This window comes from Kitasatospora sp. CB01950 (assembly GCF_001905465.1).
In the GTDB taxonomy this organism is placed as follows: Bacteria; Actinomycetota; Actinomycetes; order Streptomycetales; family Streptomycetaceae; genus Kitasatospora.
The window spans coordinates 176,375-198,699 of sequence record NZ_LISX01000003.1; the positions used below are offsets into that span (position 1 = coordinate 176,375).

22 protein-coding genes and 1 tRNA gene are annotated in these 22,325 nt (G+C 74.1%); 6 read left to right on the forward strand and 17 right to left on the reverse strand.

Annotated features, from left to right (window positions below; translation table 11 throughout):
* Positions 1–53: 53 nt before the first annotated feature.
* From AMK19_RS34215 to AMK19_RS09435, 3 genes are all read right to left on the reverse strand, one after another.
* On the reverse strand, positions 54–1,157 hold the full coding sequence (locus tag AMK19_RS34215; protein WP_158071880.1) for an NUDIX hydrolase: 1,104 nt from the start codon (positions 1,155–1,157) through the stop codon (positions 54–56).
* Between the two features lie 147 nt (positions 1,158–1,304).
* On the reverse strand, positions 1,305–1,481 hold the full coding sequence (locus tag AMK19_RS09430) for a YegP family protein (protein ID WP_073810044.1): 177 nt from the start codon (positions 1,479–1,481) through the stop codon (positions 1,305–1,307).
* A 147-nt stretch (positions 1,482–1,628) separates the two neighbouring features.
* Positions 1,629–1,991 carry a hypothetical protein gene (locus tag AMK19_RS09435; RefSeq protein ID WP_143200131.1) on the reverse strand — a complete coding sequence of 121 codons (363 nt, stop codon included), beginning with the start codon at positions 1,989–1,991 and terminating at the stop codon, positions 1,629–1,631.
* A 354-nt stretch (positions 1,992–2,345) separates the two neighbouring features.
* Here AMK19_RS09435 and AMK19_RS09440 point away from each other — a divergent pair, with 354 nt between their 5' ends.
* The 4 genes from AMK19_RS09440 to AMK19_RS09455 are packed head-to-tail and all read left to right on the forward strand — an operon-like array spanning position 2,346 to position 7,487.
* Positions 2,346–2,753, forward strand: a complete 408-nt coding sequence (locus AMK19_RS09440; protein ID WP_073810048.1) for a hypothetical protein — start codon at positions 2,346–2,348, stop codon at positions 2,751–2,753.
* Complete coding sequence (locus tag AMK19_RS09445) at positions 2,750–3,505, forward strand: hypothetical protein (protein ID WP_073810050.1); 756 nt, start codon at positions 2,750–2,752, stop codon at positions 3,503–3,505. The genes AMK19_RS09440 and AMK19_RS09445 overlap by 4 nt, the downstream gene beginning before the upstream one ends.
* Positions 3,502–6,960 (forward strand): WD40 repeat domain-containing protein, encoded by a 3,459-nt coding sequence (locus AMK19_RS09450; protein ID WP_073810052.1) that lies wholly within the window; start codon positions 3,502–3,504, stop codon positions 6,958–6,960. The genes AMK19_RS09445 and AMK19_RS09450 overlap by 4 nt, the downstream gene beginning before the upstream one ends.
* Before the next feature lie 44 nt (positions 6,961–7,004).
* Positions 7,005–7,487: a hypothetical protein gene (locus AMK19_RS09455; RefSeq protein ID WP_073810053.1), complete on the forward strand. Its 483-nt coding sequence runs from the start codon at positions 7,005–7,007 to the stop codon at positions 7,485–7,487.
* 63 nt (positions 7,488–7,550) lie between these two features.
* On the opposite strand, the gene ligD is transcribed toward AMK19_RS09455, so the two are convergent.
* The 10 genes from ligD to AMK19_RS09500 all read right to left on the reverse strand — a co-directional run bounded on the left by ligD (position 7,551) and on the right by AMK19_RS09500 (position 17,368).
* On the reverse strand, positions 7,551–8,504 hold the full coding sequence (gene ligD, locus AMK19_RS09460) for a non-homologous end-joining DNA ligase (RefSeq protein ID WP_073810055.1): 954 nt from the start codon (positions 8,502–8,504) through the stop codon (positions 7,551–7,553).
* A 145-nt stretch (positions 8,505–8,649) separates the two neighbouring features.
* Positions 8,650–8,976, reverse strand: coding sequence for a hypothetical protein (locus AMK19_RS09465; protein ID WP_198953277.1), 327 nt, complete (start codon positions 8,974–8,976; stop codon positions 8,650–8,652).
* Between the two features lie 12 nt (positions 8,977–8,988).
* Positions 8,989–10,320 (reverse strand): aldehyde dehydrogenase family protein, encoded by a 1,332-nt coding sequence (locus tag AMK19_RS09470; protein WP_073810057.1) that lies wholly within the window; start codon positions 10,318–10,320, stop codon positions 8,989–8,991.
* 49 nt (positions 10,321–10,369) lie between these two features.
* Entirely contained in the window at positions 10,370–12,166 is a 1,797-nt protein-coding gene (locus AMK19_RS09475) for an asparagine synthetase B family protein (RefSeq protein WP_073810058.1), read from the reverse strand.
* Positions 12,159–12,767, reverse strand: a complete 609-nt coding sequence (locus AMK19_RS09480; protein WP_073810060.1) for a hypothetical protein — start codon at positions 12,765–12,767, stop codon at positions 12,159–12,161. The genes AMK19_RS09475 and AMK19_RS09480 overlap by 8 nt, the downstream gene beginning before the upstream one ends.
* Before the next feature lie 19 nt (positions 12,768–12,786).
* Complete coding sequence (locus AMK19_RS09485) at positions 12,787–13,620, reverse strand: hypothetical protein (RefSeq protein WP_241844315.1); 834 nt, start codon at positions 13,618–13,620, stop codon at positions 12,787–12,789.
* A 721-nt stretch (positions 13,621–14,341) separates the two neighbouring features.
* Complete coding sequence (locus AMK19_RS09490) at positions 14,342–15,415, reverse strand: hypothetical protein (RefSeq protein ID WP_073810061.1); 1,074 nt, start codon at positions 15,413–15,415, stop codon at positions 14,342–14,344.
* Positions 15,412–16,500, reverse strand: a complete 1,089-nt coding sequence (locus AMK19_RS09495) for a hypothetical protein (RefSeq protein ID WP_073810063.1) — start codon at positions 16,498–16,500, stop codon at positions 15,412–15,414. The genes AMK19_RS09490 and AMK19_RS09495 overlap by 4 nt, the downstream gene beginning before the upstream one ends.
* Positions 16,497–16,715 (reverse strand): hypothetical protein, encoded by a 219-nt coding sequence (locus AMK19_RS36750; RefSeq protein WP_143200132.1) that lies wholly within the window; start codon positions 16,713–16,715, stop codon positions 16,497–16,499. Before AMK19_RS36750 ends, AMK19_RS09495 begins: the two co-directional genes overlap by 4 nt.
* Entirely contained in the window at positions 16,712–17,368 is a 657-nt protein-coding gene (locus AMK19_RS09500) for a hypothetical protein (protein WP_073810064.1), read from the reverse strand. Before AMK19_RS09500 ends, AMK19_RS36750 begins: the two co-directional genes overlap by 4 nt.
* A 104-nt stretch (positions 17,369–17,472) precedes the next feature.
* Between AMK19_RS09500 and AMK19_RS09505 the strand changes: the two genes are divergently transcribed.
* Positions 17,473–17,739: a hypothetical protein gene (locus AMK19_RS09505; protein ID WP_143200133.1), complete on the forward strand. Its 267-nt coding sequence runs from the start codon at positions 17,473–17,475 to the stop codon at positions 17,737–17,739.
* 122 nt (positions 17,740–17,861) lie between these two features.
* Here the strand turns inward: AMK19_RS09505 and AMK19_RS09510 are convergent, their stop codons facing one another.
* Both AMK19_RS09510 and AMK19_RS09520 read right to left on the reverse strand, forming a co-directional pair.
* Positions 17,862–18,767: an MFS transporter gene (locus AMK19_RS09510; RefSeq protein ID WP_073810068.1), complete on the reverse strand. Its 906-nt coding sequence runs from the start codon at positions 18,765–18,767 to the stop codon at positions 17,862–17,864.
* Positions 18,768–19,004: 237 nt separating this feature from the next.
* Complete coding sequence (locus AMK19_RS09520; RefSeq protein WP_073810069.1) at positions 19,005–19,295, reverse strand: DUF427 domain-containing protein; 291 nt, start codon at positions 19,293–19,295, stop codon at positions 19,005–19,007.
* A gap of 184 nt (positions 19,296–19,479) precedes the next feature.
* Here AMK19_RS09520 and AMK19_RS09525 point away from each other — a divergent pair, with 184 nt between their 5' ends.
* On the forward strand, positions 19,480–20,682 hold the full coding sequence (locus tag AMK19_RS09525; RefSeq protein WP_073810071.1) for an ankyrin repeat domain-containing protein: 1,203 nt from the start codon (positions 19,480–19,482) through the stop codon (positions 20,680–20,682).
* 9 nt (positions 20,683–20,691) lie between these two features.
* Here AMK19_RS09525 and AMK19_RS09530 read toward each other — a convergent pair whose 3' ends face one another.
* Positions 20,692–22,089 (reverse strand): NADP-dependent succinic semialdehyde dehydrogenase, encoded by a 1,398-nt coding sequence (locus AMK19_RS09530; RefSeq protein WP_073810072.1) that lies wholly within the window; start codon positions 22,087–22,089, stop codon positions 20,692–20,694.
* Positions 22,090–22,160: 71 nt separating this feature from the next.
* Positions 22,161–22,231 (reverse strand) — tRNA-Cys (locus tag AMK19_RS09535).
* Between the last annotated feature and the right edge of the window lie 94 nt (positions 22,232–22,325).

A 22,325-nucleotide genomic window follows, 5' to 3' on the forward strand; every position in this document is an offset into this window, starting at 1 on the left:
TCCTCGGCCTGCCGCCACTCCTGCCGCTGATCCTGCCCGCAACGGGGCCCCGGCTACCCGCGCGACCCGCCGGGGCCGGCGACCGGCGGCGAACCGGACTGCGGCACGCCGTTCACCAGCTCGGCCGGCCCCGCGCCGGGCGGCAGCGCGCGGACGGCCAGACAGGCGGCCAGCCGTCCGGCGCCAGCCGGGGGCAGCAGCCGCCGAGCCTCCTCGGGCTCGAACAAGCCCCACTCGGAGAGCTCCTCCTCCTGCAGCCGGACCGTCGCCAGCAGCTCGGACGTCACCGTCCCGCCGTCGAACACCAGGACGGTGCGCGCGAGTTGACCGTCCACACCGGGCATCCAGTCGATCGCCAGCAGCCGGCCCGGCTCGCAGTCCCAGTCGAGCTCCTCCCGCGTCTCGCGCCGCGCGGCCTCCCGCGGCAGCTCGCGGTCCGCCTCGATCGACCCGCCCGGCAGCACCCACGGCGACTCGCCGTTCCACGGCGCCAACCGCACCAGCAGCACCCGGCCGCGCCCGTCCGTGAACAGCGTCCGCGCCTTCGCCCGGATCCGCGGACGGCTCGCGAGGTACGTCTCCCGGTCCATCGGCGGCGGCGGCGCGACCCGGTCACCGCCCGGCGGCAGCAGGTCGGCGATCCCGGCCGGGCCGGTGTACGCGGGGGCCGGCCAGGGCCGCAGGTGCCGGGCCGTGTGGCCGACCGGCAGACCGTCAGCGAGCTCCAGCGGCGCGGCCGACCGCGGCGCCAGCACACAGGACCCGACCCGCCGCGACAGCAGCGGCGGCAGCGCCGACAGCAGCTGATCGGGCGTCAGGTACACCAGTGCGTCCAGCTCCTCCGTCTCCAGCCGGATCGCCGCCCGCTGCTCCGCCGTCAGCGGATCGGCCCAGTACAGGAACGCCGCGATGGGCGGCCGGTGGCGGTCGCGGGACCAGTCCAGGCAGGCGAGTTCGCGCAGCACCGGGGTGATGCCCAACTCCTCCTGGATCTCCCGGACGGCCGTGTACCGGGGTGACGGGTCGGACGCGTCCCAGCCGCCGCCCAGCACCTCGATCGGGTGCTTCGTCAGGTACGACACCCGCGCCACCAGCACCCGGCCCTGATCGTCGGGGAACAGCACCCCCGCCGCCGCCAGCAGTTCACGCCCCGCCATCGCCAACCCCCTCGCCCGGTCCGCCCCGTCCCTCCCCAGCATGCCTTGGCGCCGGGCGCGGCAACCGTCACGGCGACGAGCCTGTGACAACCCGTCGGGTCGGTCACAGACTCGTCGCCGCGGCCCCGTGCGGGGGGCCGGTGTGCCTCAGGCCTCCTGGAGCTGCGCGTACGGTGCGAGCTTCCGGATCGACTCGATGCTCTTCAGGCACTGCTCGCGGGACTCCTCCGGTTCTCCGGTCACCACGATCGCGCCGTTGGCCGCCTTCAGGCGGAAGCGGTGACTGCCCATCTCGTCCATGTACAGCTCGAACTTGCCAGCCATGCCAGTGAAACCTCTCGCTCGATCAGGCCCCCGCAACCGCACCGTAGAGTCAAATCCCTTGTGCGGCATGTCAGATGACCCATCCGAGTGGAGCGACTGGGCGGGCGGAGTGGTGGGCCGCCACCGACCGCGGGCCGTGAACGGTCCTCAGAAGAAGTTGAAGCGGACGGCGTTGGGGAGGACCGAGCCCCAGGACATGCCGGTATTCGGGGGGAGCGTGTCCAGGGCCGGTCCGCTGCAGTCGGTGTTCTCGTAGACGCTCGCCGAGGTGTTCGTCTCGTTGTCCGCGCCGGTCACGGGGAGGCCGAAGCTGATGCACTCGCCGCTCGGCGGGTCGACCAGGGTGTGGTCGACCCCGTCGATGTCGGTGTAGGTGAAGTCGCCGGTGGCGGCGTACGCCACGGTGGAGGAGCCGGTCGCCAGCACGAATGCGGCACAGGTGACCGAAACGAGGTGGGCTGCGTTCCGGAGGCGGGGCGTGAGCCGTCGCGCCGTTCTGAGGAGGGTCATGGCCGCCATGCTCGGCCCTGCCCGGGGGAATCTGACGCATTGGCCGCCGTTTTCACCCGATAGGCCCGCCTGCCGACGCGGCATCCCGCCCCCGCCCGGGCACCCGCCCCGCCAGGCGTCCAGCAGACCGCGCCCGCCGCCCCGCCGTGCCCGCCGCCCCGGCGGCACCGGCCGCATAGCGCCGACCGCGAACGATTTCGAGTCTGCAACGGCCGTCGGACAGTCCTGCGGCCGACCGTTCGGCGGCCTACGCTGGACGTCAACTGGCTTGTCCTGCAATGCGATTGGCCGACCGATCCGGCGGCAGCCCGGCACGCCCGGGCCCCGGGACAGGTCGGCTCTGGGGGTTGGTCGATGCTGGGATGGTGGGAGGCCGCGGCCTGCGGCGCCGGGGGCGGGCTGATCGCCGAGGCGGTCGTGGCCTACGGCCGGCTGAAGGACTGGCAGCAGGCACGGCATGCGGCGCGGGTCACGGCGGCACCGCTTCCCCGGCTGGCCGTATTCGTCGATCCGCTCGCGGACTCGCTCGCGGCGCTCCTGCGGGTGCTCCTGGGCGGCGCGGCCGGATGGCTGCTGCACGTCCAGATCACCGGCGTGTACGCCGCCGTGGCCGTCGGGGCCTCGGCTCCGGCGCTGCTCGCCCAGGTCGGGCGGGCGGCCACGCCCGCCGAGGCGCTGCGCGGGCCGGGCACCGGCGAGTCGGACGCGCCATCGCCGAACGACGCCGAAGCCGCCCGGCCGCGCACCGGGGAGGCGCAATGACCACCGGCTCGGTGCTCGCACGGTCCTGGCGGTCCTTCACCGGCCGCCCGCTGTCGTACGTCCCGCCGCCGCCTTCGGGACACGGCCGGGACGGCCACTCCCTGGGCCGGCGGGTCTGGGCCTCGTTCACCGGGGCGCAGCTGCGGCCCGCGCGCGGCCGAACCGCGACCCCGACCCCGACCCCGACCCCCGTCGTCCTCCCGCAGCCGCTCCCGCTCCCGCAGCGCGCGGCGGCGGACCGGCCGCGGGCCGTCGCGGTCGCGCCGGGATGGTTCGCGCTGCCCCGGCTCCCGCAGGCCGGCGGCCTGGCTGCCGCCGGAGGTGACTCGGTGCTGATCGAGGCCTCGTCCCCGGACGGCAGCGCCAGGTTCCTGGTCCGCGGGCCCGGCGCCACCGGCCCCGACCACCGGTTGGAGCTGATCGTGGACACCGCCGGGGCCGACCGGCCGCTGATGACGGCGGTCGGCTACACCGGGCCGGACGGCATCGGGCGCCTGCTGCTGGTCCCGGTGGTGCGGGGGCGGTTCGGGCCGCCCGCCTCGTACGTCCGGCTCCCGGGCTTCGGCGCCGGGTCGAGCTTGACGGCCTCGGACGCCGGTCCGGTCGGCCCCGCGAGCTCCTGGAGCCCGGAACAGGTCGCCGGGTCCGTCCGGGCCGCCCTCAACGAGGCGACCCGCGAGGCCTGGCGGCAGGTCGGGGCGCTGCTCGCGGACGACGACCTGCGCGCCGTCATCGACCGGGAACTCGGGTGACCGAGAAGCGGGCCCAGGCCCGGCCGCGCGCAGCCCGGCCCGCGCTGGAGAGCCTGCTGAGCGGTCCGGCCGGCCCGCAGGCCGCGGTCCGGCAGGCGCTGCTGGGCGATCCGCCGCTGTGGTGGAGCTGCTGCAGCGAGGCGGTGCGCTCGGACCCGGGGTGGCTGTACGGCCCGCGCTGCGCGGAGTTGCGCGACTGGCTGAACGCGACGGCCCCGGACCCGGGCGCGGCGTCCGTCGGCTCGGTCGACCACCCGCTGCTGCTGGCCCGGACGCTGGCCGCGCCCGCGGACCGGATCGCGGAGCACGACCCGGCGCTGCTGGAACTGACCGCGGACTGGGACCGCAGCGGCCTGCTCTGCGCGGACTCCGCGCCGGTGCCGGCGTACCCCTCCGGCAGCGGGCTGAACGCGCTCACCCCACGGCTGGCCGGCACGCTGAGCGCCGCGCTGGAGCGGATCGGGCAGCTGCGGGCGGCCGCCGGGCCGGGCCGGCCGAGCCCGGCGGCCGAGAGTCTGGTCGCGATCGCCGCGCTGATGCTGGCGGGGGTCGAACCGCGAGGCCGGCGGGCCGTCCGGGTGGCGGTGGTGTTCGCCCGGTCGGCGGGGGCGGACGGGCCGACCGCCGGGCCGGAGGGCGTGACCGGTGTGCTGGAACTCCGTGAATTCCCCGCCGGGCCACCGGGGTTGTACCCCGATCCGCGGACGATGGTCGGCGTGCGCAGCCCCAACGGCGACTTCGCCACCGCGCTGGGCCACGCCTGGCGGCTGGCCGGGGAGCGGCGCGAGCGGCGGTGCGTGCTGTGGCGCATCGTCCTGTCCGACGGCCAGGCCGCCCCGGCCCGGCTCGAAGGCCCCTCGCTCGGCCTGGCCTTCGCGCTGGGCCTGCGCGAGCTGCTGCGCCGCTCGCCGACCGGACGGCCCGGCCCGACCGGGCTGCGCGGGTTCGCCCGCGGGCTGCGGCCCCGGACGGCGGTCACCGGCGCGCTCGACGGCACCGAATACCTCGTCAGGATCGGCGATCTGGACGCCAAACTGCTGGCCGCGCGCCGCGACGGGCTGCGCCTGGTGGTGCCCGAGGCGAACCGGCTCGACGTCGCCAAGGCGCCCGAACCCGGCGACGTCAGGTTCGCCCGGACCCTGCGGCAGGCCGACCGGTACGCGCGCAGGTACCGCACCGGTCGCCTCGCGGTCGCGCTGGCGCTGGTCGCCGTCAGCGCCACCGGTGCGGGGGCGGCCCTCCAGGAGCACCGCGACACCGTCCGCGAACGCGCCCGGGCCATGTCGCGGGGGCTGGCCGCGCAGGCGGCCCTGCTCGACCAGCCCCAGCCGAACATCGCCAAACAGGAGCGGATCGCGGCGTTCCGCACCGCACCGACGCCCGAGGCCTTCGACGCCCTGGCCAGCGGATTCCGCGTGCCCGGGACGATCGCCGTGCCCGGCGTCCTGCACGTGGCCGTCACCGACATCCTGATCGCCGTCGTCGCCGACGGCCGGGCCGAGCTGTGGAGCCGCTCCGAGCACCGGTTCACGGCGACGCTGCCGACCGTGGGCGTGACGGCCATGACGTTCCGCCCGGACGGGGACGCGCTGGCCGTGGGGACCAGCGCCGGCGGCCTGGAGGTCTGGGACGTCGCCGACCCGGGCCACCCCGTGCGCACCCGCACGCTGCCGGGCGCGGCCCAGCCGATCGAGGCCACCGCCTTCAGCCCCGACGGCCGACTGCTCGCCGCCGGCGGGGACGACCACACCGTCCGACTGTGGGACCCGGAACCGAACGGAGCCACCACCCCACTGGCGGCCTTCGACGGCGGGACCTCCACGGTGACCGGACTGGCCGTCAGCCCGGACGGGCGGCAACTGGCCGGGTCGAACGCCGACGGGTCGACCGGCCTGTGGGACATCACGCACCCGGCCGCCCCCACCCTCGCCGCCGGCATCCCGGGCAGCGAGCAGATGCGCGCCGTCGCCTTCGCCCCGTCGGGTCACTTGCTGGCCGCGACCGGCATCGACCAGAAGGTGCACCTGTGGGGGACCCGCGATCCGGCCCACCCGGAGACGATCGCCACGGTCGACGTCCCCGACCGGATGGCCGGCGTCGCGTTCTCGCCGGACGGGCACTTCCTGGCCGCGAGCTCCCTCAGGGGCCTCACGCCGATCCGGCTCTGGGACCTCACCGACCCGCAGCAGCCGTTCGCGCTCCCGACGCCGCTCGACGGCAGCGCCAGCACCGAGGTGGCCTTCAGCCCCGACGGCAGCACGCTCGTCGCCCTGGACAAGAGCGCCATCGGCAACTCGCGCGCCCTGGAGGACAAGGTGAAGCTGTGGAGCGCGGCGGACCTGCGGCGCCCGGCCGCGCTCGCGACCCTGCCCGACCTGCCGGACGCCGACTCCGTGGCGCTGTCCCCCGACGGCTCGACCATGGCCACGGCGGGCGTCGACGACGTGCGCCTGTGGGACGTCGGCGACCGGGAGCGCCCGCACGTCGTGTGGGAACGCAAAGGAGACGGTGAGGTCTACCGCGTCGCCCTGGCCGGCCGCACCCTCGCGATCGGCGGGGAGAAGGCGGTCACGCTGCTGGACGTGACCGATCCGAAGCATCCGGTGGAGGCGGGCTCGGTCGGCCTGTCCGGCGTGGGCGCCTTCCCCGAGGCCATCGAGGTCGCGTTCAGCCCCGACGGGCGGACGATCGTGGCGCGGGCCGGCGATCGGGCCCTCGTCCAGCTGATCGACGCCTCGAACATCTCACGGCCCGAACTCCTCGCCACCCTCCGCGGGGACGGCGCCCTCGGTGGGCATGCGACCCTCAGCGCCGACGGGGCACTGCTGGCGGTCGGCAACCTCCCCGACAACCAGAGCGCGACCCTCCTGGGCCCCGCGAAGCCGGGTCTCTGGGACGTCCGCGACCCGGCCGACCCGAAGCCGCTCACCGGCATCGCCGACCGGATCGGCATCGTGACGGCCGTCCAGTTCGCCCCGAAGGGTTCGGTGCTGGCCGCGGGCGGGCCGGACGGGAGCGTCGCGTTCTGGCGCATCGCACCGGACGGCCGGGCGACGCGGCTCGCCTCCCTGCCCGGCGGCGGAGCCGAATTGCTGACGCTGAACTACAGCGCGGACGGCGCCTTCCTGATCGGCCTCGACACCGTCGGCGCCGCCCGGATGTGGGACGTGCGCGATCCGGGCAACCCCACGCCGCTCGGGCACTACGACCAGCCGGACCAGGCCGGCCTCGCCTACGGAAACGCCTTCGCCGCGGTCGGCCCGGACCGCGGACCGGGCGTCGGCCGACTGATCGTCACCGCTGCGGACCTCGGCGAGACCTACCTGTGGACCAGCGACCCCGAGGCGGTCGTCGCACGGCTGTGCCGGACCATCGGCGACACGGCGACGACCCAGGAGTGGAACCAGTACGTCCCCGGCGTCGCGCACACCGACCTGTGCCGGAACAAGGGCTGAGCGCGCCGGCCGGCGGTGCGCACCGAGTCGTCCTGGAGGCGAGCATGAACACCCACCGGGCCGCGGTGCTCATGGCTGCGGCGATGCTGGCCGTCGGTGCGGCCGGCTGCGACTCCGCGCCCCCGGCGCCGCACTCCGCAACGGAGCCGGACCCTTCGAGCTCCGCGTCCGCCGGTCCGGCCGACTTCACCCTGTTCACCGGGGACTGGGGCGGCCACGGCAACCAGATGACGGTCAGCGCCGACGGGTCGTTCACGATGATGATGCGCACCTACAAGAACTGCGACCAGGACCCCGAGCCGTGCGACACCTGGGTCGGCTCCGAGATCCGGCTCGGGGCACGGGCGAGCGGCAGGATCGACACCGTCTCCGGCACCGTCGCCAAGGGCGTGATCACCACCACCACCGACGGCCCGCTGCTGCCCGCCGGCCCGGTGACCTTCGTCTACGACTCGGCCAACAATGCGATCAACGCCCTGCGCATCAACTGGTGCGGACCCAAGGCCCCGGTCGGGGTCTGCGTCTGACGACGGCGACGCCGGTGCGGATGCGGGTGCGGGTGCGTCAACTCCTTGGTGGCGAAGGCGGGTTCAGGCAGGCCGTTCGCGGACCACCTCGGTGGGCGGGCGGTCGGTGCGGACGCCCTGGTAGCGGGGTGCGCGCAGGCGGCCGTCGCGGGTCCACTCGGTGAAGCCGACCTGGACGACGAGTTCGGGCCGCACCCAGTGCGAGGTGCGCGTCGGCACGTCCTCGGCCGGGTCGAACGGGCTGGTGGGGGAGGAGAGTTGAACGAGGGCGGCGTGCAGGGCGTGCAGGGTGCGGGTGTCGAAGCCGGTGCCGACCTTGCCCGCGTAGCGCAGCCGGCCGTGCTCGTGGTAGCCGATCAGAAGCGCGCCGAACGCCTCCCGGCTGCCCGCCGGGTCGGTCCAGCCGCCGACCACGAACTCCTGCCCGGTCTCGCACTTGAGCTTCAGCCAGTCACTCGAACGGCCGGACACGTACCGGCCGGCGGAGCGCTTGGCGATCAGGCCCTCCCATCCGTGCGCGCACGCCTCCGCGAGCGGGACGGGGACGTCCGGCTCGGCGAGGGTGTGCTCCGACAGGCGCAGCGGAAGCCCGAACTCGACCGCCTCGGAGAGGAGTTGCTTGCGGTCGAGCAGCGGCAGTGCGGTGGTGTCGTGCCCCTGCAGGGCCAGCAGGTCGAACAGCACGTACTCCACCGCGACGCCGCTGGCCAGCGCCCGGACCGGATCGTGCAGCCCCATCCGCTGCTGGAGCCGGGCGAAACTGGTCCGGCCGCCCTCGAAGGCGACGATCTCGCCGTCCACCGCGAAACGCGGCACCGACTGTGCGGCGAGGGCCTCCAGCAGCTCCGGGTAAGCGCTTTCCAGGTGCTGCCCGGTGCGCGAACGCAAGGTCACCCGCTCGCCGTCCCGCACCGCCAGCGCCCGGACGCCGTCCCACTTCCGCTCCAGCACCCACCCCTCGTCGAACACCCGCCGGGCGCTCGACACCGCCAACATCACGCCGCCACCGCTGCTCATTCCGTCAGCCCTTCCCGCCCCGCACCACCCACCAACCCGCCCCTCACCCGGCCGGCGGCGCAACCCGTTCCGGGACGGACCGCTCCAGGACGGTCCGGTGGACGGGTGCCGGCGCTGCGGGCCGGTTGTGACAGTCGGGATGCCGTCAGGGCCTCAGTGCGCGCTCCAGGGTCGGGCGGTGTTCGGACAGCCAGGATTGCAGGCGGCCCACCGAGGTCAGCGCCTGCTCGCCGAGCGCCCACGCCGGGTACGGCAGCACCGCGACGTCGCCCGGAAGGAACTCCAACTGCTCGCGTCCGCCCGTGAGTTCCGCCACCGGCAGTGGCGCGTCCGGGAATCCGCCCGCCCGCAGGGCGCGCAGGAAGCCGTGCAGGGCGGGCGCGTTGGGGCCCGCGGGCCGCTCCACCACCGTGCCGCGGCGCACCACCGCGCCGGCGTTGGCCAGACCGCCCGTCAGCTGCTGTTCGTCCATTCGCCGATTGTGTCAGCCGAGTCGGGCGGTGACGGTCTTGGGCCGCTGGTACTCGCGCAGGGCGAGGGCGGACAGGTCGGTGCCCGCGCCGCTGGATCGACGGCCGCTGTGAGGGAGTTCGGCGGACTGCGCAAGGTGGCAGTTGAGCCAGACCTCGCCGGCGGAAATGCGGTCGGTGAGGGCGAGTCCGGTGGAGAGGTCGGTGGTCCAGACGGAGGCGGCGAGGGCCTGCGGGACGGACTCGGCGAGGGCGACGGCCTCGTCGAGACTCCCGGCGCGCTGAACGGTGAGCAGCGGGCCGAACACCTCCTCGACGACGGCCGGATCGTCGGCGGGCAGGTCGGCGAGGACGGTCGCGGGCCGCCACAGGCCGTCCGTGCGGCCGGGCGCGACGAGCACGTTCTTGGCCGAGCTCGCGGCCAGGATGCGGTCGTAACGGCCCGCCTGGTCGGGGTTGTTGAGCGGGCCGAAGTCGCTTCCGGCCCGGCGTTCGGCCATCGCGGCGGCGAGCGCGGAGACCGCGTCGTCGTAGGCCGGGTCGAGGACGATGATCCGGGCGGGGGCGGCGCAGCTCTGGCCGGCGTTGTAGGTGCAGGCGGCGGCGAGCTGCTGCCAGGTGTCGGCGGGCGCGTCGGGGAGGACCAACACCGGGCTGTTGCCGCCGAGTTCGAGGCTCACGGGGGTGAGCCCGGCGCGGGCGGCGATGTCGGCGCCCGCGCCGGGGCTGCCAGTGAAGGCGATCAGGTCGCAGCCGGCGCCGACCAGCAGCCGGCCGGTCTCCCGGTCGCCCGGGAGGGCGGTCAACACGCCCGGGCCGAGGGCCTGTTCGGCGTGTGCGGCGAGCAGCAGGGCGCTGTCGGGGGTGGTCTCGGCGGGCTTGAGGATCACCGTGTTGCCGGCCGCGAGGGCAGGGGCGCAGCGCCAACCGGCCATCAGCAGCGGGTAGTTCCACGGCACGACGGCCGCCACCACGCCGACTGGCTCCCAGCGCACCCAACTCTGGTGCCCGGCCAGGTAGTCGCCCGCGGCGGGCGCGGTTCCGGCCCGGACGGCGCCGCCGTAGAACCGGAACAGATCGGCGACCTCGGCGATCTCACCGGCCGCCTCGGCGGCGGGCTTTCCGGTGCCCGCGCACTCGGCCTCCACGTACGCGGAGGCGTGCTGCTCGATCAGGTCGGCGAACGCGGAGAGCCGGCGGTGCCGCTCGCGCGGGGTGAGCGCGGCCCAGCCGGGTCGGGCGGCGCGGGCGGCGGCGACGACGGCGGACACCTCGGCGGCGCGGCCGGGGGCGAGGGTGCGGCGGACGGCGCCGGTGCGCGGGTCGATCAGATCCATGAGGTCCATCAGCGCTGCTCCAGAGATCACAAGGTCACAAGGTCACAAGGTCGCAAGGTCACAAGTCGTAGGCGCGCAGCCAGAGTTCGAGGGTGAGCAGCAGCCACAGCTTGCCGCCCTGGCGGGGCAGCAGCAGGCCGCCGCCGTGCATCCAGGTCTCCACCGTGTCCGCCCGGAACAGTCCGCGGGCGCGGGCCGTGGGGCCGAGCAGCAGGTCGCCGGTGAGTTCGGCGAGCGGGCCGCGCAGCCACTGCTGTACCGGCACCCGCATGCCGCTCTTGGGCCGGTAGGTGACGGTGTCCGGCAGCAGGTCGCGGACCGCCTCCTTGAGGATCCACTTCTCCTCGGTGGCACGGAGTTTGAGCGTCGGCGGGGTGGCGAACGCATGGTCCACGACCTGGCGGTCGAACAGCGGCGAGCGGCCCTGGATGCCCTGCGAGGCGGTCAGCCGTTCCACCTTGGTGAGGATGTGGTGCGCGCCCTTGGTACGCAGGTTGCAGTGCAGCAACTGGTCGATCAGCGACGGCATTCGGCGGTCGGTGAGGTACGGCGCGACGTGCCGGCGCGGGTGCGTGTCCGGTCCGAGGGCGTCCAGTTCGGCCAGCGCCTCGCCGGTGAGCAGGACCGGCAGGTCCTCCCAGCACTTGCGGTAGGTGTGCAAGTAGGCTTCGGCGCGGGCCTGTTCGGACGCGTCGTCGCGAAGCAGCTCGAACACCAGCATCGGCAGGTTCTTCGGCCCGCCGAACACCGGGTCGCCGCCCTCGCCGTTCAGTGACACGGCCAGCCCGTCGCCGGCGACCGCCTCCGCGAGCATCAGGTTCGGCACGGTCAGCGGATCGCCGACCGGGCTGTCCAGCAGCGCGACGGTGTCGGCGAGGCGCGCCGCGACCTGCTCGCCCGGCACGGTCAGCACCCGGTGCCGGGTGCCGCAGTGGGCGGCGACCAGGCCCGAGTAGCCGAGCTCGTTGGGGAGTTCGTTGCCGAAGCTGATCGAGTAGGTGTGCACCGGCCGGTCGTGCAGTCGGGCGGCCAGCGCCGTCACCAGCGAACTGTCCACCCCGCCGGACAGCAGCACCGCCACGTCCTGCCCGTCCGGGAGTCGCCGCGCCACCGCGCGCTCCAGCAACTCCCGGAGGCCCGAGGCGTATTGCTCGTCCGTATGGTCAAGTGTCCGGGCCTGCGGCTCCCAGAACTCCTCGACGTGCACCGAGCCGTCCGCGCGCAGGCGGGTGACCTTGCCGGGCAGCAGCTCGGAGACCCCGCGCAGCAGGGTCTCGGTGCCCGGAAGGTAGGCGAAGGTGAGGAAGGACCGGACGGCCGCGAGGTTCAACCCGGTGTCCACGTCCGGGCGTTCGCGCAGTGCGCGGAGCGAGCTGGACACCGCCCAGCCGCCGTCGCGGGTGCGGCAGTGGAACGCCGTGCGGGCGCCGGTGTGGTCGCGGATCAGCACCAGGTCCGGGCCGTCCAGGACCGCGAGGGTGAACATGCCGTCCGCCGCCCGCAGCCCGTCCGGGCCGAGCGCCAGCCAGCAGCGCAGCAGCAACTCGCCGTCCGGGCAGGCCGGTTCGGCGGGGTGTCCGGCGGCGGCCAGGGCAGCGTGCAGCTCGTCCTGGTTGTGCAGGGTGACCTCGCCGACGGCGGTCCGGCCGTCCACGGTGAACGGGCCGTCCGCGAAGCCGGGGACACCGGTCAGCAGGGCGGCCGAGACGGTGCGGCCGCCGGAGGTGAACGGGCCTGCCACCAGGGCGGGTTCGGGGCGGCGAGCGCCGTCCGCAGGCAGTGAGAGGACGGTGTAGCGGGCCGGCCGGTGCGCGGTGCGGAGCGGGGGTTCGGCCAGCCGGCGCGACTCAGCCAAAGTCGTCCCCGTCCCAGGCGTCGCCGTCCGCCGGGTGGTGCCCGTCGCCGCCGTCGCCGGCCGTGCCGAAACCGTCGTGGTCGTCGAATCCGTCGTCGAACCCGCCGCTGTCGCCCCCGTCGCTCCCGCCGTCGTCTCCACCATCACTGTCGCCACCATCACCGCCGCCGCCGTCCCCGCCACTGTCGCGGGCGCGTTCGGCGGCCTGGCGTCGCAGTTCCTCCTCCTCTGCCGCCGACAGCAGATCGGGCGCGTACTGGGCGGCCGCGATGCCCGCGCCGAGGCCGAGCGCGCCCAGCACGACGCCGACCCGGCCCGGGAACGAGCTGCGGTTGACCAGCACGTAGCGGCCCTGGCCCCACACGGTGCGGCCGTAGCCGATGTCGCGCCCGTAGCCGGCGTGGCCGTCGGCGTGGATGCGCTTGACCAGGTCGCGGCCTAGTCGCTCGTCGGTGCCGGAGTCGCCCCGGTCGTCGCGCCAGTGGATGCGGCCGTCGGCGCCACGGCTGCGCCACTCGCTGCGGCCGTCGGAGTACCGGCGGTGCACCGTTCCGTCGGCCAACAGCTCGTCGCTGTAGGTGATTTCGGGTGGCTGGGTCATCTTCCGGAGTCCTCGGGGGTCAGGGCGTCGGCCAGGTCAGGAAGCCGGTGTCGCGGGCCCGGGTGGGCGCGGCCGGACGGGCGGGAGGGGCGAAACCGCCACCGCGGACGGTGCGCAGCACGGTCCGCAGCAGCCGGGCGGGACGGACGGCCGCGAGCTCCGCGACCCGGCCCCGGGCCAGCCAGGCCCGCTCCGCGGCGGGCAGTTCGGACGGCAACTCGTCCGCCTCGCACCGGGGTTGGCCGACGAGCGCGGCCAGGTGCAAGGCGGCGGCGTGGCGTGGCAGCAGGCCCATGGTCCGCACCCGCAGCCGGGGGCCGGCGTGCTCGCGCACCCGCGAGAAGAGCCGGAGTCCGACGGGCGAGGCGTCGTGCAGCACGTGCACCACCGCGCCGTCCGCCCGCTCCAGCGCGGCCAGCAGCCGGGCGTCCAACGGCAACCGCTCCGGGGTGAGGATCGGGCACGCCCCCTCCAGGTGGATGCGGTTGGCCAGCAGCATCGCGGCGATCGCCGGGTCCTGGCAGACCAGCAGCCGGAGAAACGCGTAGTCGTACAGGTCGCCCTCCGGCCCCGGCCGGTGCGGACGCGGCTCCACCACGTCCGGCAGGACCGGCAGTTGGGGCTGCCGGGCGAGCGCGCCCGCGAAGCGTCCGGGGGACAGCAGCGGCCGAGTGGTGTACCGCAGCCGGTGCGGGCCGTGGTGCAGCGGGAACAGCGTCCGGTCGGTCTCGTAGTACAACTGGCGTGCGGTGAATGCGAGTTGGCCGGGCTGCGCGCAGCGATCGGCAGCCCGGCGGACGGCATGATCGAGGAGCCGGTCGGGGATCGGGATCGGGCTGCGTCCGCTCGTCATCGGGCACCTCCCACGGTCAGGGCCGAAGCGGTATCGGCGGTCGGGCGTTGTGCGGGCGGAGCCTCGGGCGGTGCCTCGGGCGGTGCCTCAGGCGGTGCCTCAGGCGGTGTGGGGCGGGTGGTCTGACCGGTGTGGCGGCGTGTGTCGACCGTCGGTGCGGCGAGGGCGGCGTCCGTTGCGTGGTGGCTGGCCTGTGCGGCGTGGATGGCGGGCGGCGGTGTGGCCGTGGCCAGCGTCAATGCGTGCGCTGGTGCCGCCTGTTGGCGGTCGGGGGAGGCGTTGGCGTGCAGGACGGTGGCCGTGGTCAGGGCCTCGCTCCGCGCCACGGTGCGGGCGTCGGTGGTCGGGCTTCGTGTCGGAAGTGGCTTGGGCGGAGTGGGGGAGGTGGCCTGCCCGGTGTGGCGGCGCAGGAAGACCTTCGGTGCGGCGTGGGCGGCGTCCGTTGCGTGGTGGCCGGGCTGTGCGGCGGGCCGGGAGGTTGTCGCGGTCGGGAGTCTGCGCAGTACTACGGCACGAGCATGGGGGATGCCGGGTGCAGGAGGCTGGGGCTGCCGGGCGAGCGCGCCCGCGAAGCGTCCGGCGGACAGCAGCGGGCGGGTGGTGTTGCTCGCCTCGTCGGGCAAGTGGCGTGTGGTGCAGGGCAGTTGCCCGTGCTGTGCGTAGCGCTCGGTGCCCGTCCGGTGGGCCGCGCCGGGTATCGGGCGCAGGCTGGATTCGTGGGTCATCGGGCAGCACCGTCCGTTGGCGGGGCGGTGGGCCAGGTGAGGAAGCCGATCTGTTGGGCGCGGCGGCGGGTCTGGTCGGCGGGTTCCGACGGGGGTGCGGTGGTGGCGCGGTGGACGGCCTTCTCGGCGAGGGCGAGGAGCTTCGTGGGCGGCAGCGTGATCAGTGGGGAGTATCGGCCGGAGGTCAGCCAGGCTCGTTCGCGACCGGTCAGGCGCTGCCAGCCGGGTGCGGCGGCCAGCGCCGCCGGTACCTGGGGTTTGCGCAGGTCGAGCAGGCGTATCGCCTTGGCGGGTTCGAGGACGGCGCGCGGCGTGAGTCCGGCGTCGACCACCCGGCGTCCGGGCAGTGCGGCGCGGATCGCCACCGTGCGGGTGAGCGCGGACAGCGAGAGGTCGCGCAGCACCACCACCGGCAGGCCGGCCGGGACCTTCGCCAACTCGTCGACCAGCAGCACCTGGTGGCGTCCGACGAAGTCGTTGGCGCGCAGAAAGGCGGTCACGGCCGAGAGTTCGCACAGCACCACGGCACGGGTCTTGACCAGGGCGGGAGTTGGGGTGGCGTTCGGCGGGTGCTCCACCAGCCCGGGCGGGAGGGCACCGTAGACCTCGCGCCACCGGTCGATCAATTGGTACTGGAACCGGATCGGCGACAGCTTGGGATGCAGCGGGGCCCCGGCGCGCATGCGCCATACGGCGTGGAAGTCCTGGATCGCGCGCCCGGCCGCGAACAGCGCGATCGCGCCCGGTAGGAGGGGTGCGTCGGCGAGGACCGCGACCGCGGCGGCTCCCAGTGCCGCCGTGGTGGCGAGGGAGCCGGACACGATGTGTCGACGGCGGTCGCGGGGGCCCGGAAAACCGTACAGGCGGCGCTCGTTGAGCCAGTACAGCTGCTCGACGGTGATCTGCAGCCGGCCGCCGGTGCCCTTGGCCACCAGCTCGCGGAACTTGATGTCGTGCAGGCGGCCGGGCTCGACCTTCGGGTCCAGCGCGAACGTCCGGCGGCAGCGCGAGCAGCGGTGCCCGGGGCGTTCGCGCCGGTTCAGGCTGGTCCGGCAGTGCGGGCAGATCATCCGGCACCGCCCGCAGGCGGTGCCGCCGGCCAGCTGAGGAAGCCGATCCGCTCGGCGCGGCGCCGGGTCTGCGCGGGAGTCTCCTGCGCCGGCACGGGGGCGACGGCCCGCTGGACGGCCCGTCCGACGGCCTTCTCGGCGAGGGCGAGCAGCTTGGCGGGTGGCAGCGTGATCAGCGGGCAGTCCCAGCCGTCCGTGAGCCAGTTCCGTTCCTGCTCGGTCAGGCGCTGCCAACCGGGCGAGGCCGCCAGCGTCCAGGGCGCCGTCCGCCTCGGCGCGTCGTGCAGGCGCACCGCCTTCGCGGGCGCGAACACGGCGCGCGGCGCGAGCCCGGCGTCCACCACACGTCGGCCGTGCAGTTTCGCCCGGATCGTCACCGTGCGCTCCAGCGCCACCAGCGAGAGGTCGCGCAGCACCACCACCGGCAGCTCGGCCGGCACCTTCGCCAACTCCGTGACCAGCAGCACCTGTTGACGCTCGGGGAAGTCGTTGGCGCGCAGGAAGGCCGCCACGGACGGGACTTCGCACAGCACCACGGCCCGGGCCTTGACGGTGCTGGGCCCGGCGGTGGTCGGCGGGTGTTCCAGCAGCCCGCCCGGCAGCGTGCCGTAGACCGCCCGCCAGCGGTCGATCACCGCGCGCTGGAACTCGTTCCGACGGACCCTGGGAGTCAGCGGACTCTCGGACTTCAGCCGCCGGGAGCCGACGAACTGCTGCAGCGCGAAGGCGGCGGCGATCAGCGCGACCGGGCCCAGCAGGAACCAGACGAAGCTGCCGACGCCGGCCGCGATCGCCCCCGCCACCACCGCGACCACCGTCAGCGTGACGCCCGCCACGACAGTGCCCTGGCGCTCCATGGCATCCGGAAAGCGGTGCAGGCGGCGCTCGTTGAGCCAGTACAGCTGCTCGACGGTGATCTTCAGCGTGCCGCCGGTGCCCTTGGCCACCAGCTCGCGGAACTTGCTGTCGTGCAGGCGGCCCGGTTCCACCTTCGGGTCCAGCGCGAAGGTCTTGCCGCAGTGCGAGCAGCGGTGCCCGGGGCGGTTGCGCTGCAGCAGGTCGGTCTGGCAGTGCGGACAGATCATCGGGCTTCCCCCCGCGTCATCGGGCGTGCTCGATCGGCCGGTCGGTCGGAGAAGTCGGAGCGGTCGGGAGAGCCGGAGAAGTCGGAGCGGGCGGGAGAGCCGGAGAAGTCGGAGCGGGCGGGAGAGTTGGGGACGTCGGAGCGGTCGGGAGAGTTGGGGACGTCGGAGCGGTCGGGGAAGTACGGGAAATCGGGGGAGGCCGGGCGCGCGCTCAACGGGAGTCCTCCAGCGCCGCCGCGATCCGGTGCAGCCGGTGCGCCAACCGCTCCCGCACGCTCACCGTACCCACCCGCTGCCGGGACGTCACCTCCCGCAGGGCGGACGCGAGTTCCTGCTCGCCGCGCTGCTCGGCGACCTCCGCGGTGATCGCGTAGTCCTCGTGGTCGATGCCGTAACCGGTGTTCGCGGCCAGGATTGCCAGCCGCTTGCCGCTGCGGTTGCCGAACGAGTGCGGCATCAGCTCGGGGATGCGGATCAGCGTGCCGGGCGCCAGATCGACGGCCACGACCCGGCGGCGGCGCGCGTCGTACAGCCCGCAGGACGCGGGGCCGAGCGCCAGCACCAGGTGCTCGCCGCCGTGCGCGTGCGGCGTGAACGCGGTGTGCGGCGCGACCAGGCCCAGCTTGTAGGTGGCGTTCGACGGGCGCTCCGGGGAGGTCGCCGCGTCGCCGATGAAGTAGTGCGCGTACTGCTGCTCGTCGATGAAGCGCAGCAGCCCGCTGTCCGGGTCCTGCGGGCCGAGTTCCCGCACGCCCGCCCGGTCGGCACGCAGCACCCGCCCGTCCGGTCGCAACCGGAACAGTTCGGCGCCGTCCGGCAGCGCGGACGCCTGGCGTTCCAGGCTGCGCAGCCCCCCGCGTAGCGACACTCGCGATCCCCCCAGTCGGTGTTCGCGGCGATGCTACCGGGCTGCCGTGAACACCGACCGGCGGGATACTCGAACGGATGTCGAACTCTGCGGAGGTGAGAGCGATGCCCGCGACTGTTGCCGGAGCCTCGGGTCCCCGTCCGGTACGGGGGACGATTGCCTGGCTGACCGACAAGCACAACTCCTCGTTGGTCTTCCTGCTGGCCCTCTCGCTGGGCCTGGCGCTGGTCGCCCCGCAGGTGACCGAACTGTGGCTGCTGATCGTGTTCGCGGTGGTGTGGGGCGTGACCGTGGTGGCCTTCGTCTCGCAATTCTGGGGCCGCCACGAGCACGCCCACCCGAACCAGTCACGCGCCCGTCACGCGGCGTGACCGGGGAGCGGGCCTCTGTCGGGTCGGTGCTGTTCTGCGCCCCGGCAGGGGCAGCCTGTACGACGCGCCGCCGACCCTGAACCCGTGACCCGCGGGCCGCCCGCTGCACCGCGCGCTCGAGGTCAACCGACCTCTGCCCGCTCGGACTTGCGGCCGCTCAGCAGTGCCGTGCTGATCACCAGCAGCGCCAGGCAGATGCCGCCGAGCACCCACAGAACGGTGTGGAACGCACCGTCGTACGCGTGGACCAGGAGGTCGGTGAAGCTGCTGCGCTGCGCCTCCGTGACGTGCTCGGCCGGGCCGGAGATGTTGCCGCTCGCGACGGCCCCGGCGACGGCGGTCGGGTCGTCGGCGCCGGCATAGCCGGCGATGCCGTCCTGGGTCCTGCCGTTGACGACGGTCGCGAGCAGCGAGCCGTAGACGGCCACGGCGACGGCCTCGCTGCCGAGGCGCATGGTGTTGAGGAAGCCGGCGGCCATGCCGGCCCGCTCCGGGGCGACGAGCTCCAGCGCCCGGCCGTCGACGAGGCCGGCCGCGAGGGCGTAGCCGGTGCCGGTGATCACCATCGGCAGGGAGACCAGGGCGAGGTCGACGGCGGGATCGAAGAGTTCGAGTCCGGCGACGCCGACCACCAGGAGGACCAGGCTCAGGCGGATGACGCCCATCGCCGAGACGCCCTTGGCGACCAACCTGGCGGCCACCAGCGGGAAGACCGGCATCAGGACCGTCAGCATCAGCATGGTCGCACCGGCCGCGCAGCTGGAGTAGCCGCCGGCGGCGGTGAGGTAGCCGGGCAGGTAGGTCAACATGGTGACGAAGCCGAACGAGCCGGCCACCGGCACCAGGCAGAGCGCCATGAACCGGCGGTCGGCGACGATGCTCAGGTCGAGCATCGGGTGCTCCTGGCGCTTCTCCACCGCGGCGAAGACCGCGAGGACGACGATCGTCCCGGCGAACAGGCCGAGCACGCCTGGGCCGGCCCAGCCCCACTGCGAACCCTGCACGATGCCGGTGGTGAGCAGCAGCACCGCGAGGACGAACAGGGCGGAGCCGAGGACGCCGGGGCAACAGCAGGAAGGCGCACCTGTGCCGGGACGACCTGGAGGCCCGCTTCCCGGGGCTGCTCGACCTCGTCGCCCGGAACCCGCTTCCCGGGGCGGCCCCGGCGAACGCCGCCGCCGCTGACGCCACCACTGACGGCGGCGTCGGAGCACCGCCCCGGTCATGACCTGGCAGCCGGCCGGCCGCCCCGGCCTGCGGTGCGGTTACTCGGCCGTGGTGACGTCGACCCCGCGCCAGAAGGCGACCCGGTCGCGGACGTGCTCGGCCTCCGGCTTCGGCTCCGGGTAGTACCAGGCGGCGTCCGGGTTCTCGGCGCCGTCCACCGAGACCGTCCAGTAGCGGGCGGTGCCCTTCCAGGGGCAGACCGTCGTGGTGTCACTGGGAACGAAGAAGTCCCGGTTCAGCGCTTCCGGCGCGAAGTAGTGGTTGCCCTCCACCAGCACCGTGTCCTCGGACTCGGCCAGTACTGCACCGTTCCACACTGCACGCACCATCCGTGCCACCGCCTTTCCCGATCCGCCGGTACTGCTCTGTCCTTCCGTCAACTCCTCGCAGGGCCAAGGAATTCCGCCCCGCGGCAAGCATGCGCGGAGACAGGCCGTGGGCAGTCGTGAACAGCGCTGGGGCCGGTCGGAAACTCGTTCGCGCCGCTGCCCGGCAGACAGGCATGATCGGCCGGTGGATCTGCCCCTGCTACTGGCTGCCGTCGAACGCGGAGACGACGACACGGCACGCGAACTCCTGTACGGCGCTACTGCGGACGACCTGGCCGGTGAGGACGCCGTGACCCTGCTGGCCGCCGCCGCGAGGGCCGGACGCCAGCGGGTCGTCGACCATCTGGTCCTCCGGGGTGTGGACGTGACCCGCCCCTGGGACGACGGCGTCGACCCCGTGACCTGGGCGGCCGAGAACGGCCGGTACGGGGTGCTGCAGGCGCTGCTGTCCCGCAGCCGCGATCCGCTGAGCAGCGACAGCCCGCACCGGCGTGCGCTCCGCATCGCACAGGACGCGCTCGCGTCCGGCGCAGGTGCGGGGGCAGAACCGCCGCCCGCGTACCGGGCGATCGTCACCGACATGGAGGCCGAACTGGGCGTCCACCGCCCGCCGGACGAGCTGATGGCCCGCGCCCTCGTGCACGCCGACCCCGACCACGACGACTGGTTCGTCTCGGTCTTCCACCTGGGGCGCCGGACCGGCCGGGAGACCTTCGACTGGGCCCTCGAAGCCGCCCGGGACGCATCCGACCTCGGCCGCAGGCGCTTCGGCCTCGACACGATGAAGCAGTTGGTGTTCGCGTTCGGCATCTTCGCGGAGGAGCCCGACGCCGAACTCCCCTTCGCCCGCGAGGCGGAGGACTTCCTGCGCCCGCTGCTGCACAGCGAACAGGACCCCTGCACCCTCGCCCTCGCCATTGCCGCCTTCACCTCCTACTCCTCCGGAGACACGGTCGCAGCGATCCTGGACCACGCCCACCATGCCGACCCGGGCGTCCGGGCGTGCGTCTGCGGGATCCTCCACACCAACACCGCCGAACACGACGAAGCCCTCGCCGCCCTTCTGCACCTGGCCGACGACCCCGTGCCCGTGACCCGGATGAACGCGCTCGACCGGCTCGCCACCGCCACTGCCGACACCCCGGACCTGCGCGCCGCCCTTGCCGCCCACCTGGCGGACCCGCACTTCGACGCCCGCCTGAAGGCCGCCGCCGGACTCGCCCTGCGCGGCGACGAAGGCGGCCGGGCGGCCCTCGAAGAGATCCGCTCCGGCATCAAGAACATGAACAGCCCCGGCTGGGGCCGCCTCGGCGACATCGACCACCTGCTGCGCGTGCGCGCCGAAGCCGCCGAAACAACCGCCCCCGGCAGGCAGGCGGGGGTTTGAAGACCGGCCCTAACTGCCCGACCAGACCGTGGTGATGTTGCAGAACTCGCGGATGCCGTGGCCGGACAGCTCCCGGCCGTAGCCGGAGCGCTTGATGCCGCCGAACGGGAAGGCCGGGTGGGAGGCGGTCATGCCGTTGAAGAAGACGCCGCCGGCGCGCAGGTCGCGGGCGCAGCGGCGGCGGTCGTTCTCGTCGCGCGTCCAGACGGTGGAACTCAGGCCGAACGGTGAGTCGTTGGCGATCGCCAGTGCCTCGTCCAGGTCGCCGGCCCGGTAAACGGTGGCGACCGGGCCGAACGCCTCCTCGTGGTGGATGCGCATCCGGGGCGTGATGCCGGTGAGTACCGTCGGCTGGTAGTACCAGCCGTCGGTCAGCTCCGGGTCGCCGGGGCGGGTGCCGCCGCAGGCCAGGCCGGCGCCTTGGCGGACGGCGTCGGTGACGAGGTCCTCGATGTCGCTGCGGCCCTGTTCGGTGGCGAGCGGGCCGACGTCGGTGGTCTCCGCCATCGGGTCGCCGACCGTCAACGCCCGCATCCGCTCGGTGAATCCGGTCAGGAACGCGTCGTAGACGTCTGCGTGGACGATGAAACGCTTCGCCGCGATGCAGGACTGGCCGTTGTTCTGCACCCGGGCCGTGACGGCCTTGGCGATCGCGGCGGGCAGGTCGGCCGTCGGCAGCACCAGGAACGGGTCGCTGCCGCCGAGTTCGAGGACGGTCTTCTTCACCTCGTCGCCGGCCACCCGCGCCACCGCGCGGCCCGCGCCCTCGCTGCCGGTCAGCGTCACCGCCGTGATCCGCTCGTCCCGGATCACCGCCTCGACCGCGCGCGAGGGGATCAGCAGCGTCTGGAAGCAGCCCTGCGGGAACCCGGCGCGGGCGAACAGCTCTTCCAGCGCGAGCGCGGTGCGCGGCACGTTCGACGCGTGCTTGAGCAGGCCGACGTTGCCCGCCATCAGCGCGGGCGCGGCGAACCGCACGACCTGCCAGAAAGGGAAGTTCCACGGCATGACGGCCAGCACCGGGCCCAGCGGCCGGTATTGGACCGAGGCCGCCACCCCGCCGGAGTCCTTGACGTCCTGCTCCGCCGGGTGCTCGTCGGCGAGCAGCTCCTCCGCGCGATCCGCGTACCAGCGCATCGCCTTCGCGCACTTCGCGGCCTCCGCGCGGGCCTGGACCAGCGGCTTGCCCATCTCCAACGTCATGGTGCGGGCGACCTGTTCGTTGGTCTGCTCCAGCAACTCGGCGGCGCGGTGCATCAGTTCGGCGCGCTGCGCGAAGGTGGTCAGCCGCCAGGACTCGTACGCGGACTGGGCGCGGGCCAACCGGGCCTCGACACCTGCCTCGTCCAGCGGATCGAACACCTCGACGGTGCGGCCGTCGGCCGGGTTGACGGTGGCGATGGGCATGGGGGAACCACTCCCTCCTCGGACGCCGCCCGGCCTTCCGGGCGGGGTGGCGGACCTCGAAGGGAGCGAGGAGGTGGAGACAGGAATCGAACCTATGTGCACGGCCCTGCAAGCCGCTGCCTCGCCTCTCGGCCACTCCACCGGGCTCCCTCGCGTGACACCGAAACTAGCAGCGCGAAACCCGCGCAGTGCGCCGCGACGCACCGAAGTGTCGTGCAAATCAACGGAAATGACCG